At 69.3% G+C, this 14,846-nt stretch carries 15 protein-coding genes and 1 pseudogene; 1 reads left to right on the top strand and 15 read right to left on the bottom strand.

The annotated features are described in order from the left end of the window. Positions 1 to 40 precede the first annotated feature (40 nt). From N2041_RS00440 to N2041_RS14890, 10 genes and pseudogenes are all read right to left on the bottom strand, one after another. Positions 41 to 364 (bottom strand): hypothetical protein, encoded by a 324-nt coding sequence (locus N2041_RS00440; protein WP_297674757.1) that lies wholly within the window; start codon positions 362 to 364, stop codon positions 41 to 43. Positions 365 to 368: 4 nt separating this feature from the next. Beyond that, positions 369 to 935, bottom strand: a complete 567-nt coding sequence (gene nrdR / locus N2041_RS00435; protein WP_297674755.1) for a transcriptional regulator NrdR — start codon at positions 933 to 935, stop codon at positions 369 to 371. A 162-nt stretch (positions 936 to 1,097) separates the two neighbouring features. Then, entirely contained in the window at positions 1,098 to 1,448 is a 351-nt protein-coding gene (locus N2041_RS00430) for a hypothetical protein (protein WP_297674752.1), read from the bottom strand. Between the two features lie 64 nt (positions 1,449 to 1,512). Further along, complete coding sequence (locus N2041_RS00425) at positions 1,513 to 3,147, bottom strand: methyl-accepting chemotaxis protein (protein WP_297674750.1); 1,635 nt, start codon at positions 3,145 to 3,147, stop codon at positions 1,513 to 1,515. A 116-nt stretch (positions 3,148 to 3,263) separates the two neighbouring features. After that, entirely contained in the window at positions 3,264 to 4,046 is a 783-nt protein-coding gene (locus tag N2041_RS00420; protein WP_367187667.1) for a succinate dehydrogenase/fumarate reductase iron-sulfur subunit, read from the bottom strand. A 5-nt stretch (positions 4,047 to 4,051) separates the two neighbouring features. Then, positions 4,052 to 5,965: a fumarate reductase/succinate dehydrogenase flavoprotein subunit gene (locus N2041_RS00415; RefSeq protein ID WP_297674746.1), complete on the bottom strand. Its 1,914-nt coding sequence runs from the start codon at positions 5,963 to 5,965 to the stop codon at positions 4,052 to 4,054. Positions 5,966 to 5,975: 10 nt separating this feature from the next. After that, a complete protein-coding gene (locus N2041_RS00410) occupies positions 5,976 to 6,665 on the bottom strand; it encodes a succinate dehydrogenase cytochrome b subunit (RefSeq protein ID WP_297674745.1) in 690 nt (229 codons plus the stop codon). A 225-nt stretch (positions 6,666 to 6,890) separates the two neighbouring features. Further along, positions 6,891 to 7,433 (bottom strand): NUDIX hydrolase, encoded by a 543-nt coding sequence (locus N2041_RS00405; protein WP_297674744.1) that lies wholly within the window; start codon positions 7,431 to 7,433, stop codon positions 6,891 to 6,893. 117 nt (positions 7,434 to 7,550) lie between these two features. Then, positions 7,551 to 8,651, bottom strand: coding sequence for an RNA polymerase sigma factor RpoD (gene rpoD, locus N2041_RS00400; protein WP_367187666.1), 1,101 nt, complete (start codon positions 8,649 to 8,651; stop codon positions 7,551 to 7,553). Positions 8,652 to 8,837: 186 nt separating this feature from the next. Beyond that, positions 8,838 to 8,909: pseudogene (locus N2041_RS14890) on the bottom strand (sigma-70 factor domain-containing protein); the annotation flags it as partial. Between the two features lie 654 nt (positions 8,910 to 9,563). Between N2041_RS14890 and thrS the strand changes: the two are divergent. After that, complete coding sequence (gene thrS, locus N2041_RS00395; protein WP_297674740.1) at positions 9,564 to 11,387, top strand: threonine--tRNA ligase; 1,824 nt, start codon at positions 9,564 to 9,566, stop codon at positions 11,385 to 11,387. A gap of 82 nt (positions 11,388 to 11,469) precedes the next feature. Here the strand turns inward: thrS and N2041_RS00390 are convergent, their stop codons facing one another. The 5 genes from N2041_RS00390 to N2041_RS00370 form a co-directional block, all read right to left on the bottom strand. Next, positions 11,470 to 11,868, bottom strand: coding sequence for a MaoC/PaaZ C-terminal domain-containing protein (locus N2041_RS00390; protein ID WP_297674738.1), 399 nt, complete (start codon positions 11,866 to 11,868; stop codon positions 11,470 to 11,472). 10 nt (positions 11,869 to 11,878) lie between these two features. Further along, on the bottom strand, positions 11,879 to 12,358 hold the full coding sequence (locus tag N2041_RS00385) for a MaoC family dehydratase N-terminal domain-containing protein (protein WP_297674736.1): 480 nt from the start codon (positions 12,356 to 12,358) through the stop codon (positions 11,879 to 11,881). 77 nt (positions 12,359 to 12,435) lie between these two features. Next, positions 12,436 to 13,158, bottom strand: a complete 723-nt coding sequence (coaE, locus tag N2041_RS00380) for a dephospho-CoA kinase (protein WP_297674734.1) — start codon at positions 13,156 to 13,158, stop codon at positions 12,436 to 12,438. A gap of 78 nt (positions 13,159 to 13,236) precedes the next feature. Further along, positions 13,237 to 14,385, bottom strand: coding sequence for a hypothetical protein (locus N2041_RS00375; RefSeq protein ID WP_297674732.1), 1,149 nt, complete (start codon positions 14,383 to 14,385; stop codon positions 13,237 to 13,239). Between the two features lies 1 nt (position 14,386). Next, positions 14,387 to 14,800: a Zn-ribbon domain-containing OB-fold protein gene (locus tag N2041_RS00370; protein WP_367187662.1), complete on the bottom strand. Its 414-nt coding sequence runs from the start codon at positions 14,798 to 14,800 to the stop codon at positions 14,387 to 14,389. Positions 14,801 to 14,846: the final 46 nt, after the last annotated feature.

Raw genomic sequence — 14,846 nt, 5'->3', positions numbered from 1 at the left:
CGGGGTGGGGCCGTAGATTACGAACGTTTGTTCTTTCTGTCTAGGGCTGCCAGCGACCGGCCTCCGCCGGCGCCGGCTCGTCGCTTCTCCGCAAAATCGGCTCGCCGAGCCGCGTGCGGCCCATCACCAGTGTCCGCCCCGTCCCATCCACACCCTCGCCGGCGAGCAGCGCGATCAGCCGCTCGGCCGCGCTGGCCGGGCCTTCGGCTTCGACCAGCCGCGCGAGCTCCTGCGGGCGCATCACCCGCATCACGAGCAGGTACGCCTTCTCCGAAAGGAGCAGCCCGCCGACGTCGGCGTCGCCGTCCGGCGTCGTCCGGATGGGCGCGTGCCCCAGGCTCGCGTGGACTTCCCAGATCTTCACGGCGCTACCGTGCCGATTCCGCCAGCGCCCCGGGCGCCTCGCGCTGGACCCGCGCCGCGCGCAGGTCGGTCGGCTCCGGTTCCGGCAGCGAAAGCTGCAGCGTGCGCTCCTCGAACGTCGGCACCCGGCCCTGTTCGAGCTGCTCCACCGCCTCCTTCAGCGATTCGATGTCCGCGAACGAGCGGTAGACCGAGGCGAACCGGATATAGGCGATGTGGTCGAGCTTCCGCAGCGCATCCATCGCAAGTTCTCCCACGACCTGCGATGGCACCTCTGCCCGTCCATCCGCCAGCACCTTCGCCTCGATCTCCGCCACGATGCCCTCGAGCTGCCCGACGGAGATGTTCCGCTTCGCGCACGCGGCCCGGAGACCCCGCAGCAGCTTCTCGCGCGAAAACTCCTCCCGCCGGCCGTCCCGCTTCACCACCTGCACGGTCGCCAGCTGCACGAGCTCCACCGTGGTGAACCGCTCGCCGCAGCGGATGCACTGCCGCCGCCGCCGGATGCCGTCGTCCGTCGACCGGCTGTCCGTCACCCGCGAATCCCGGTAGTGGCAGTAGGGACACCGCACCGCGACATAAACTCCTGAGGTGTGTAGGCGCCTTCGCAGTTCCTGTGGGCCCGCGCGGCGCAGGGCGAATACTGCAGCACCCGGCGCGGCCCTGTCAACTAGATCTGGGGTGCGATCCGCCGGGAACCACAAGATCTTGTAGGCGCGTCATCAGCGCGATGCTCACCGCCGCCCGCCGCGGCTCCAGAAATCGCACCCCGCCGTGTCCGTCCACGGGTGCAGCACTCCGCTCCCCGGGTGCAGGCACGTCCCCCGCCCCAGCTCGCCGTCCTCCACGAACTCCCGGCAGTCCCCGCAGGTTCGGGTTGCCGCCGTGCCGCGCCCGCCGCTGAACGCCGCCAGCAGATCGCCGTCGTCCCACGGGTCGTCCGCCCACGCGTCGCCCGGGTCGAACGCCGGCAGCGGGGCCGCCGGCGGGAAATCCGCACCCCGGCCCGGCCCCGTGTCCTCCCACCAGGCCCGGCCCCGCTGCTGGAGCCGCCGTTCGGCCTTCCTCGTTCGGCGCCGTCCCACGCCGTCTACGTTACCGGAGCGCTGCCGGCCCCGTCACACGGCCCGGGCGGGACCCTGCCGGCCTTCAGGCAGCCGGCCGCCTCCGCCGGTCCACCGCGACCGGCACGTCGGTCTTCCGCCGCTCCCAGGCGAACTTCTCCGAGGTCGCCTTCAGGTCCTGCGCCAGCGCCTGCATCCGCTTCGCCGTCTGGTCCAGCTGCCCGGCGTGGGCCGTCAGCTCTTCGGTCGAAGCCGCCACCTGCTCGGCCGCCGCCGAGTTCTCCTCGCTCGTCGCCGCGACCTGCAGCACCGCGCTCCGCAGCGACGCCGCTGCCCGCGCCGTCTCGGCTGCCCGCTCCGCCGACTGCTCCGCGCCCGCGGCGATCGTCGTCACGGCCGCTACGATGCGCTCGGCGCCGGCCTTCAGGCTGCCGATCTCCGCCGCGATGCCCTGCATCTGCGCGGTCGAGCCCCGCACCGCCTCGATGATCGCCCGCAGCGAATCGCCCGCTCGCGCCGAGACCGTCCGGCCCTCCTCCGCCTGCGCGACCCCCGCCGTCATCGCCGCGACCGCCTGCTGGGTGCCCTCCTGCACCCGCCCGACCAGCGCCGCGATCTCCTTCGTCGCTGCCGAGGAGCGCTCGGCCAGCGCCCGCACGCTGTCGGCCACCACAGCGAACCCCCGGCCCTGCTCGCCCGCCCGCGCCGCTTCGATCGCCGCGTTCAGCGCGAGCAGGTTCGTCTGCCCCGCGATTTCGTCGATCGTGCGCACGATGTCGCCGATCTGCTCGCCGAACGTCCCCAGTTCGTCGACCGTGCGCGCCGTCGCTTCGACCGAGGCCGCCAGCCCGTCGATCGCCCGGATCGCCAGCTGCACCGCCTCGTACCCTTCCGTCGCGACCTCCTGGCTGCGGGCCGCCTCATCCGCCACCCGCGAGGCGTGCACCGTCACCTCGGCGATCCGCTGGCCGATCCGCTCCGCCTCCTCCCGCGACGCTCGCGCCGCCTCGGCGCTCTCCTGCGCGCTCTCGACCATCGCCTCGAGCGCGCCCGAGAGCTCCGCCGCGTCCCGGTCAGAGGTCGCGGCCAGCTCGGCCAGGTGCACCGACGCCGAGCTCACCTCGCCCGTCGCGTTCGCGATCTCCTGCGCTGCGCTCCGCATCAGCTCAGAGGACCGGTCCACCTCCTCCGCCGCCGACACGACCTCCCGCGTCCCGGTGAGCACCTTGCCGACCACGTCGCGCAGGTTGTCCACCATGCCCTGCATGGCACAGCCGAGCACGTCCTGTTCCGAAACCTTCGGCACCGGTGTCGTGAGGTCGCCCGCGGCGATCTTCTGCGCGACCTCGCTCAGCCGCCGCAGGTGGGTGATCGCCTCGCCGAACGAATCCGCCAGCTCGGCGAACTCCCCGACTCCGCCGGAGGGCGGCTCCGCTGGCAGGATGCCCAGCGCGAGGTCTCGCGCCGCCCGCACCACCGGCTCCGACCCGGCGCGGATCTGCCGCCAGAGCCACAGCCCGGCCGCCGTCGCGCCGAACCCCGCAGCCGCGGCGAGGCCCCCGAGCAGCTTCGCCTTCCCGCTCTCGCCCGCGTCGGACAGGAACACATAGCCCATCCCGCCCATCACCGCGATGAGGGCGACGGTGCCGAAGCACGCCGCCAGCAGCAGGTTGGCGACGGATACCCGCGAAAGCAGCCCGCGGCTCCCGGTTCCGGACATACGAAGGCTCCCGAGTCGGTGTCTCCACCAGTCTCGGGAGCCCCTGCCAGCCTCGATATCGGGCGCTTCCCTGACCCGCCGGCGCCGGCCGCCCTAGGGGATGCTGCGGCCGAACGTCAGCCGGCCGCCTCCGTCATGTCGACCTTCACCACCGCCCTGCGGTCCTTGAACTTCGCCTTCAGGTAGTCCCGGTTCATCTTCGCGATGAACTCGATGCTGATCCCTTTCGGGCAGACCGCCTCGCACTCCGCGTAGTTCGTGCAGCTGCCGAAGTACTCCTCCATCGTGTCGACCATCGCCACCGTCCGGCTCCAGCGCTCCGGCTGGCCCTGCGGCAGCAGGTTCAGGTGCGAAATTTTCGCCGCCGTGAAGAGCTGCGCCGCACCGTTCGGGCACGCCGCCACGCAGGCGCCGCACCCGATGCACGCCGCCGCGTCGAACGCCTGGTCGGCGATCTGCTTCGGGATGAGGATGCTGTTCGCATCCCGCGCCGCTCCCGTCGGCGCCGTGATGTAGCCGCCCGCCTGGATGATCTTGTCGAACGCCGACCGGTCGACCACCAGGTCCTTGATCACCGGGAACGCCGTCGCCCGCCAGGGCTCCACCACGATCGTGTCGCCGTCCTTGAAGTTCCGCATGTGCAGCTGGCAGGTCGTCGTCAGCTTCTTGGGGCCGTGCGGCACCCCGTTGATGACCATCCCGCAGGAGCCGCAGATGCCTTCGCGGCAGTCGTGGTCGAAGGCGATCGGCTCCTTGTTCTCTGCGATGAGCCGCTCGTTCACCACGTCCAGCATCTCGAGGAACGACATGTCCTCGTTGATGCCCTTCGCCTCGTACACCTCGAAACGCCCCGGGTCGTTCGGCCCGGCCTGCCGCCACACCTTCAGGGTCAGGTTCAGCGTGCTCATTTGTAGCTCCTCTGCGTCGGGTGCACGTATTCGAACACCAGGTCTTCCTTGTGCAGCTTCGCGTCCTTGCCCGGGCCGCAGTACTCCCACGCTGCCACGTACGCGAAGTGCTCGTCATCGCGCTGGGCCTCGCCGTCCGGCGTCTGGTACTCCTCCCGGAAGTGCCCGCCGCACGATTCCTCCCGGTGCAGCGCGTCCTGGCACATCAGCTCCGCCAGCTCGAAGAAGTCCGCCACCCGGCCGGCCTTCTCCAGCGACTGGTTCAGGCTCTCGCCCTCGCCCAGCACCTTCACGTCCTTCCAGAACTCCTCGCGGAGCTCCGCGATCCGCTGCCGCGCGTGCTTCAGCCCGTCGGCGTTCCGCGCCATCCCGCAGTAATCCCACATCAGCTTGCCCAGCTCGCGGTGGAACGAATCCACCGAGCGGCTGCCCTTGATGGTGAGGAACCGGTTGATCTGCTCCCGCACCGCCTCTTCCGCCTCGCGGAACGCCGGCGAATCCGTCGACGGCACCGGCGTGTTCAGCTGCGGCGCCAGGTCCCCGGCGATCGTCGTCGGCAGGATGAAATAGCCGTCCGCCAGCCCCTGCATGAGCGCCGAAGCGCCGAGCCGGTTCGCGCCGTGGTCGCTGAAGTTCGCCTCACCCAGCACGAACAGCCCCGGCAGGTTCGACATCAGGTTGTAGTCGACCCACAGGCCGCCCATCGTGTAGTGCACCGCCGGGTAGATGCGCATCGGCACTTCGTACGGGTTCTCGCCGGCGATGTTCTCGTACATGTCGAACAGGTTGCCGTACCGCTGCTCGATGACCGACCGCCCGAGCCGCTCGATCGCCGTCTTGAAGTCGAGGTACACCCCGTTCTTCAGCGGCCCGACCCCGTAGCCCGCGTCCACCATGCGCTTCGCCGCCCGCGAGGCCACGTCGCGCGGCACGAGGTTCGCGAACGAGGGGTACATCCGCTCGAGGTAGTAGTCCCGCTCCTCCTCGGGGATCTGGTTCGGAGGCCGCGTGTCGTTCGGGTTCTTCGGCACCCAGATCCGGCCGTCGTTGCGCAGCGACTCGCTCATCAGCGTCAGCTTCGACTGGTAGTCGCCGCTCACCGGGATGCACGTCGGGTGGATCTGGGTGAAGCACGGGTTGGCAAAGTAGGCGCCCTTCTTGTGTGCCCGCCACGCCGCCGTCACGTTGCTCCCCTTCGCGTTCGTCGAAAGGTAGAACACGTTCCCGTAGCCGCCCGTGGCCAGCACCACCGCATGGCCCGCGTGCCGCTGGATTTCGCCCGTCACGAGGTCCCGCGTGATGATGCCGACCGCCCGGCCGTTTTCGACGACCAGGTCGAGCATCTCCGTCCGCGGGTACATCTTCACCGTGCCCGCTTCGATCTGCCGCGAAAGCGCCTGGTACGCCCCGAGCAGCAGCTGCTGGCCCGTCTGGCCGCGGGCGTAGAACGTCCGCGCCACCTGGGCGCCGCCGAACGACCGGTTATCGAGCAGGCCGCCATACTCGCGCGCGAACGGCACGCCCTGCGCGACGCACTGGTCGATGATCTGCACGCTGATCTCGGCGAGCCGGTAGACGTTCGCCTCCCGCGCCCGGTAGTCGCCGCCCTTGATCGTGTCGTAGAACAGCCGGAAGACGGAGTCGCCGTCGTTCTTGTAGTTCTTCGCCGCGTTGATGCCGCCCTGCGCCGCGATCGAGTGGGCCCGCCGCGGGCTGTCCTGGAAGCAGAACACCTTGACGTTGTAGCCCATCTCCCCGAGCGTCGCCGCCGCCGAGGAGCCGGCCAGCCCCGTCCCGACCACGATGATTTCGAACTTCCGCCGGTTCTGCGGCGCAACGAGCTTCGTCTCGAACTTCGCGTTGCTCCACTTCTCCGAGATGTGCCCCGCGGGGATCTTCGCATCCAGCATGGCCTTCCCCCTACTCCACGATGCCCGTCAGCACGGCAATCGGGAACGACACGTTGCCGATGACGATGATGGCCGCGAACGCCACCGCGAACGCCCGCCGCCAGTGGTTGAACCGCGGGTGCGACCAGCCGAGCGACTGGAACAGGCTCCACGCCCCGTGGTAGATGTGCATCCCCAGCAGCAGGTTCGCCACGATGTAGACGCCCGCGATCGGCCATCGCGAAAGGCTCGCCACCACATTCTGGTACGGCTCGCCCTTCGTGAAGTCCGCCCCGCCCATGCCCCAGGTGAGGTCCATCAGGTGATAGATGACGAACAGGCCGACGATGACCCCGCTCCACCGCATCGTCCGGGCCGCGTAGTTCGCCGCGATGTAATCCCGCCCGCCCTGGTACTTCGTCTTCCGCGATTGCCGGTTCATCACCGTCAGCGAATAGGCCGCGTGGATGTGCAGCGCGAACGCCAGGATGAGCACGCTCCGGACGACCCAGAGGAGCCCCGTGCGCGGCAGGATCGGCTCGCCGATCTCCCGCAGGTACTCTCCGTACCAGTTCATCTTTTCGGCGCCTTCGTAGAGGTGCAGATTCCCCAGCATGTGCACCAGCACGAAGCCGAGCAGCACGATGCCGGTGATCGCCATCACCGCCTTCTTGCCAATCGCCGAGCCGTAGAAGTCCAGGATCCAGATTCGCGGCCTCACGCGCCGCTGCCGCAACGGCTGCACGCCGCGCGCCCGTGTCCCTGAGAGCATGCCCCCCTCCTTGGACGTCGCCCGCCCGGCTCAGGCTGGTCTCCCGGGCGGACAGGACCGGACCCGGCGAGCCTCCGCACCGGCCGCCTGCCGCAGTTCCCCGCGAATCCTACGACCGGCCCCCGGCGCGTTCAATCAGCGCTCATACATGCCTGCTATAGAACCTTCACGCACCTACCGATTCGATGATTCGACCATTCGCGCCCAGCGCAGCACGCCGATCACCGACTTCGCGTCGCAAATCTCGCCCCGCTCCACCGCCGCCAGCGCCTCGGCGAGCGTCCGCCGCTCGACCTCGATGTCCTCATCCTGATCCCCCGCCAGCCGCGATTCCGCCAGCTCGAGGCAGGCGAACAGATGGATGTACTCGCTCGTGTACCCCGGCGCCACGTAGAACCCGCCCATCGGCACCACCCGCCCCGGGATGTGCCCCACCTCCTCCTGCAGCTCCCGCGCCACCGCCGCCTCCGGCGCCTCGCCCGGCTCGAGCGTCCCCGCCGGCAGCTCCAGCAGCCGCCGCCCGGCCGCGTGCCGGTACTGGGTGACCAGCAGCAGCGACCCGTCCGCCAGCACCGGCACCATGCACACCGCCCCCGGGTGGCGGATCGTCTCGCGCCGCGCGACGACCCCGCCGTCCATCTCCAGCGTCGCCAGCTCGACGTCGAACAGCCGTCCCCGGTACACCAGCTCCGTCGAAACCACGCGCGGGTCGGCCATGCCGCCGATTCTCCGCCCTTCGCGGTGAACGGTCGAACCGGCTGCTAGCGAAAACGCCGGCCCCCGGGGAACCCGGGGGCCGGCGCCGTTCGGTGCTTCTTTCCGCGCTTCCGCGGCTCAGTCGAGGTAGTCGCGCAGCTTCTTCGAGCGGCTCGGATGGCGCAGCTTCCGCAGCGCCTTCGCCTCGATCTGCCGGATCCGTTCACGCGTTACGCCGAACTCCCGGCCGACCTCCTCGAGCGTCCGGCTCCGGCCGTCCTCCAGCCCGAACCGCAGCTGCAGCACCCGGCGCTCCCGCGCCGTCAGGCTCGCGAGCACGTCTTCGACCTGCTCGCGGAGCAGCTGCTGGCTCGCGGCCTCCGCCGGCGCCAGCGCGCTCGGGTCCTCGAGGAAGTCGCCGAGGTGGCTGTCTTCCTCCTCGCCGATCGGCGTCTCCAGCGACACCGGCTCCTGCGAGACCTTCTGGATTTCGCGGATCCGCTCCGGCGTGAAGAGCGCGGCATCGCCCTTCCCCGATTCGCTCATCCCGCGCGCGATCTCCTCGCTCGTCGGCTCCCGGCCGTACTCCTGCACGAGCCGCCGGCTCACCCGCACCAGCTTGTTGATCGTCTCCACCATGTGGACCGGGATGCGGATCGTCCGCGCCTGGTCCGCAATCGCCCGCGTGATCGCCTGCCGGATCCACCACGTCGCGTAGGTCGAGAACTTGAAGCCCTTCCGGTAGTCGAACTTCTCCACCGCCCGGATGAGGCCGATGTTCCCTTCCTGGATCAGGTCCAGCAGCGACATCCCCCGGCCGATGTACTTCTTCGCCACCGAGACCACGAGCCGCAGGTTCGCCTCGGTCAGCCGCCGCTGCGCCTTCTGCCCGTTCCGCTTGATGGTGTCGAAGTGGTACCGGAGCTTCTCCTCCAGCGGCGCCAGTTTCTCGATGAGGTCATCCGCCGGCGGCACGAGGTGCTCTTCGCCGCCCGCCTCTTCGCCCATCTCCCGGACGAGCTCCGGCGTCAGCACCGCCGTCACGATCGACAGCTTCACGATCCGCTGATGCGCGTCCTCGTCCGAAATCTTCAGCTTGTTGACGATGTGCTGTTTGAAGTCCGGGTCGATCTCCCCGTCGACGAGCCCGCGGAACTGCGGGTCGCCGATGACCTCGCTATAGCTCAGGTTCTTCAGCTTCCGCCCGTTCGGGTCGCGCCACTTCCGCACCACCGTCATCTCGCCGTCCGGGCCCGGCTTCACGAACTTGTCGAACTCGTCGACGAACCGCTTCGCCTCCTTGTACACCGGCAGCAGCGCGGCCCACTGCTCCAGCAGCCGCACCGCGATCCGGCCCGCGGAAGGCGGGTGCCCGTAGTTCTGGACGTACTCCTTCTCGATCTCCTCGATGTGCAGGCCGTGCTCCATCTGCCGGGCCAGGTGCTTCTCGTCATCGGCCGTGAGCAGATAGACCTTCCCGATTTCGCGCAGGTACATCCGGACCGGGTCGTCGATCCCTTCCGACTCCTCGGTCAGGAGCGCGATGCTCGCCTCCTCGTCCTCCTCTTCGTCGAGCGGGCTCTCCTCCTCGGCTTCCGGGCCGAGCCCGACAAGGTCCTCGTCTGCGGCCTCCCCCTCCTCATACGAGGACAGGCGGCTCAGCACGCCATCGAGCACCGAGTCGTCGCTCGTCATCGTCGAATCGGCCAGGACATCGTCCGACATGCTCAGTTCGTCGCTTCCTCTCTCCCTCTCGGGAACCATGGTCTTGCGCAGGGCAGATTACGCCTTTTCCATTGTAGCAAGTGAACGGCCAACCGCAAGCCCCCGCGCCGCCCGGTGCTATACTTTTCGTCGACAACCAGAAGGCGGCTGGCCAGCCGCCAGCCACAGGCGTCGACCGGGACGAGTAGCCCGCCGCCATCACCAGAGAGCCGCGCCACCGGCTGAAAGCGCGGCGCCAGGCGGGCGAACACCACCCGCGAGCCCGCGCCGAAGCGCCCGCACCGGGCGATAAGGCCGCGCGGAAGGCCCCGTTATCGGCCCCCAACGAGTCCGTGCCTCCGCGCGGAGAAGCCGGGTGGAACCACGAGCGCGCCGCTCGTCCCGGCAACGCGGCGCGCCACACCCCGCCGGAGGTTCACCCAGCCCGTGGCTACCCCCATCGAATCCCACGTCGACCTCGCCGCCCTCCCCAAAGAGGAGCGCCTCGCCCGCATGCGCCACTCCGCGGCCCACGTCCTCGCCGAGGCCATGCTCGAACTCTTCCCCGATGCCGAACTCGGCATCGGCCCGCCCATCGATACCGGCTTCTACTACGACTTCCGCCTCCCCCGCTCCCTCACCCCCGAGGACCTGGCCTGGCTCGAAAACCGTATGCGCGAGAGCGTCGCCCGCAAGCTCCCCTTCCAGATGGCCAGCATCTCCCGCGAAGAGGCCCTCGAGCGCTGGAAGCACCAGCCGTTCAAGCTCGACCTCCTCCGCGACCTCGAGGACGGCGCCATCACCCAGTGCACCCACGGCGCCTTCACCGACCTCTGCAAAGGCGGGCACGTCAACCACACCGGCGAAATCGGCGCCTTCAAGCTCACCTCCGTCGCCGGCGCCTACTGGCGCGGCTCCGAAAAGAACCCCCAGCTCCAGCGCGTGTACGGCGCCCTCTTCGAAACCGAGGAAGAGCTCGCCGCCTACGAACGCCAGCTCGAAGAAGCCCGCCGCCGCGACCACCGCCGCATCGGCAAAGAGCTCAAAATCTTCGAACTCTTCGACGAGACCGGCCCCGGCCACGTCGTCTGGCTCCCCAACGGCGCCACCATCCGCCGCGAACTCCAGCGCTGGATGGAAGACCTCGAACTCGACCGCGGCTACCGCCATGTCGTCACACCCAACGTCTCCAAGCGCCAGCTCTACGTAAAATCCGGCCACTGGGACCACTTCCACGACGCGATGTACCCCATCATGGAGCGCGAAGGCGAGGAGTACGTCCTCCGCCCCATGAACTGCCCCTCCCACATCATGGTCTTCGCCTCCGAACTCCACTCCTACCGCGAGTTCCCCATCCGCATCGCCGAGTTCGGAAACATGCACCGCTGGGAGAAAAGCGGACAGGTCACCGGCATGAGCCGCGTCCGCATCATGACCCTCAACGATGCCCACATCTTCTGCACCGGCCCGGAGATGGTCGAAGCCGAGGTCGAAGGCGTCCTCCAGCTCATGGAGCACGCCTACGGCGTCCTCGGTCTCCAGAACTACCGCTATCGCCTCTCGCTCGGCGACCCCGACGACAAGGAGAAGTACGTCGACAACCCCGAGATGTGGGAAAAGGGCGAGGCCCTCCTCCGCCGCGTCCTCGACCGCCTCGGCCTCGACTACTTCCCCGCGAAAGGCGAAGCCGCCTTCTACGGCCCGAAGATCGACGTCCAGTTCATGACCGCCCAGGGCAAAGAGGAGACCCTTGCCACCATTCAGGTCGACTTCCACTTCCCCCGACAGTTCGGCCTCGAATACATCGGCGAGGACGGCTCCCGCCACCAGCCCATCATCGTCCACCGCGGCATCATCTCCACGATGGAGCGGATGGTCGCCCTCCTCATCGAGGAGTACGAAGGCAACTTCCCGCTCTGGCTCGCGCCCACCCAGGCCGTCGTCATCCCCATCGCCGACCGCCACCACGCCTACGCCCGGGACGTCGCCGCCGCCCTCCGCGCCCACCGCCTCCGCGTCGAGGTGGACGACCGGAACGAGCGGATGAACGCCAAGATCCGCGACGCCCAGCTGATGAAGGTGCCCTACATGCTCATCGTCGGCGACCGCGAAGCCGAGGCCCGCGCTGTCTCCCTCCGCGTCCGCGGCGAGGGCGACCACGGCTCCGTCCCGCTCGATACCGTGGTCGAGCGCCTCCGCAGCGAGCGCGACGGCCGCGTCCTCGGCCCCGGCGTCCACCCGGCGACGCCGGCGCCCCGCCTCGGCGACTGACCGCCCGCGCGCCAGCAACGAAGCGAGGGCCGGCGCCATCAGCGCCGGCCCTCGTGCGTTCCGTCCGGGAACCGCGCGACCGCTAGACGGCGTCCGCCTTCGCGATCGCCTCGCCCTCGATGACCGTCTCGCCGTTCTGGTTCACGGTCACCACTTTGATGGTCGCGAGGCCGTCTTCGACCTTCGTGACTTCGAACTTCGCCGTCAGCGTATCGCCCGGCCACACCTGCCGCGTGAACCGCACGCCGTACCGCTTCAGCGCCGTGACGCCGAGCCAGTCCGTGAGCGCCCGCCCGGTCAGCCCCATCGAGAGCATCCCGTGGGCGAACACCGACGGGTAGCCCGCCACTTCCTTCGCGAAGATTTCATCGTGGTGGATCGGGTTGAAGTCGCCGCTCGCGCCCGCGTACTTCACGATGTGCGTCCGGTTGACCTTCTCGATCACCACCTGCTCGCGCGTGTCGCCAACCTGCAGTGCCATGCCGCGCCTCCTACTGCTCCACAGCCTTTTCGGTCTGCACGCCGACGCTGATCGCCGTCACGCAGAGCACGCCGTCCTGGTTTCGGTACTCCGTGATCGTCTCGGAGAACTGGAGCTTGCCGCCGCGGCGGCCCTCCTTCTCCCAGCGCCGGCCCGGCCGCGTCGTCACCGTCAGCGTGTCCCCGACATAAATCGGGTGGTGGTACTCGTAGTGCTGCTCCGCGTGCAGGCCGCGGCCCAGCCCGCCGCCGCCCTGGCCCTCCGGCCGCGGCTGGCGCGGCTCCTTCCGCGGGCGCGTCAGGTCCAGCGGATAGTCCGGCTGCCAGTGCGCGCTGCACTGCACGAACGTCGGCGGCACCGTGATCCCGCCGACCGCCTTCGTCGCCGGGTCGTTCGGGTCCCAGTACTCCGGCCGGATGTCCAGGAGCGACCGCGCGAACAGCATCACCTGCGTGCGGTCGACCGGGAACTCGAAGCCTTCGTCAGCCATGTGCTTCTCTCCTCGGTGCGAATGGTGTGCGCCGAGATGCTACCGGAGCGCTCCCTCGCCCGCTATCGCGCCCGCGATCACGGCGCGTCCGCCCGCTCCGGGATGGTCACTCCCGTCTGCTTCAGCCGCTCCCGGTTCTGCTCGAGGAACGCGGCCCACCACGCCGGGAACTTCGACTCCAGCGGTTCGCCCGCCGCCCGCTTCGCCAGCAGCCGGTCCAGCTCGCCGTAGACGGCGTCCCGCAGCTCCTCCAGCGTCCCGTTGTTCCGATACACCCAGTCCGCGCCCGGCGCCCGCACGGCCAGCGGCACCATGCTCGCCAGCCGCTGGTTCGCCTCCTCTTCCGACATCCCGCGCGTCTCGATCAGCCGCCGCCGCGCGATGTCGTCGTCCACCCCGATGAGCCACGTCTGGTCGCACCAGCGCGCGTACCCCGGCTCCATCAGGTTCACCGCCTCCATCACGCAGACCGCATCGTCGCCCAGCTCCGCCCGCCAGCCGTCGATGACGCCCTTCACCGCTTCCGTGATCGACCCAATTGCTCGGGTGAGCTTGTTCATTTCGGCCGGCTTGCCGAACACCTTCGCGCCGAGCACCTTCCGGTCGATATAGCCGTCCGGCCCGACGATCTCCACGCCGAACGCCTCCACCACCCGCGCGAAGCCCGGCGTCCCCGGGTCGTACAGCCGGTGGACGAGCTTATCGGCGTCGCAGTGCTGCGCGCCGCGCTCCACCAGCAGCTGCGCCACGGTCGATTTCCCGGCGGCGATCGTCCCCGCCAGCCCGATGACGAGCGGCATCCTGCTCCTCCTTCGTGCGCGAAGGAGGCGGGCCAGCCCGGCCCGCCTCGCATCGCATCAGGTCGTCGTCAGCGAACCTTACGGCCGCTCGTTCGAAAGCACCACCGTGCCCGAGGCGGCGAACATCCCGCCGACCCCGTGCGCCACGCTCACCTTCACCCCCGGGATCTGCGCCGGCGCCGTCCCACGGCACTGCCGCACGCTCTCTTGCAGGGCGTACATCCCGTACATCCCCGAATGCGTGTAGCTCAGGCCGCCGCCGTTCGTGTTCAGCGGCAGCTTGCCGTTCGCCCGGGTGTTTCCCTCCCAGATGAACTGCGCCGCCTCGCCGCGCCCGACGAACCCGAGGTCCTCCAGCCCGTAGAGCGGCAGGTGGGCGAATGCGTCATAAATCATCAGGTGGTCGACGTCGTCGTGCGTGATGCCGGCCTCCTGGAAGGCCCGCGGCCCCGCCACCCGGAACGCCCGCGAGCTGGTGAAGTCCTCCATCTGGCTCACCATCGGCGTCTCCACGCTCTCGCCCGTGCCGAGTACGTACACCGGCTTCGTCGGGAAATCTTTCGCCCGGTCCGCCGAGGTCAGGATGAGCGCGCCGCCGCCGTCCGTCACGAGGCAGCACATCAGCAGCCGGAACGGGTAGGCGATCATCCGCGAGTTCAGCACGTCCTCGATGGTGATCGGGTCCTTCATCATCGCGTTCGGGTTCCGGGCCGCGTACTCGCGCTGCACCACGGCCACCATCGCGAGGTGCTCCTCCGTCACCCCGTACGTCTTCATGTACCGGAGCACCGGGACGGTGAACATCGTCGGCGGGCCCATGGGGCCGGTCCAGCCTTCGAACTGGGCATTCAGCGACTGCCGCGCGAAGCCGAAACCGCCCCGCCCGATGCCCGACCGCCCGCTCTCGCCGTGCGTGATGAGCACCGTCTTCGCCAGCCCCGATTCGATCGCGGCCACCGCATGCCGGACGTGGATCATGAACGAGCAGCCGCCCACCGCCGTCCCGTCGACGTACGTCGGCGTGATGCCGAGGTAGAACGCCACCTCGGTCGGGCTCGCGCCCGCGCAGGCCACCCCGTCGATGTCCGAGGGCTTCAGCCCTGCTTCCTTCATCGCCATGATGGCCGCCTTCGCATGCAGCCCCAGCTGCGACAGCTCCGGGAACCGCCCCTCCGGCGACACGAGCTCCGCCGCCCCGACGATCGCGACACTCCCTGGCTTCGGCATCCTACGCCTCCTTCGCCGGCCGCCACGTCGGCAGCGTGATTTCGTCGTTCACCTTCGTCGGCGCCAGCTCCAGCCGCATGTCCAGCTGCAGCGCCTCCGGCGTCTGCGGGCAGTCGATGATGTTCGTCATCATCTTGATGCCCTCGTCCGTTTCCACCACGGCGATCGCGAACGGCGCTTCGAAGCCCGGCGGCGGCCGGTGGCTGATGACGTAGCTGAGGAGCCGGCCCTTGCCGCTCGCCTCGAACCACTCCACCTCCGCGAACGGGTCGCGCGGGTCGAACGGCCGCGGCGGGAAGTACGCCCGGCCCGTCTGTTTGTTGCGCTGGAGCATCAGCTTGCCTTCCTTCAACCCATCCCAGTAGGGCTGGGTCTCCGGCGTTGCCTGCGGGAGAACCTTGGAATAGTCGTGCAACCCTGTGCCTTTCCGGATACGAAGAGTCCGGGCCGCCGCGCGGTCC

It is taken from the genome of Tepidiforma sp., from assembly GCF_026419595.1.
Taxonomy (GTDB): domain Bacteria; phylum Chloroflexota; class Dehalococcoidia; order Tepidiformales; family Tepidiformaceae; genus Tepidiforma.
Note: the sequence above shows the minus strand (reverse complement) of the source record. Positions and strands in the feature narration are given on the sequence as shown.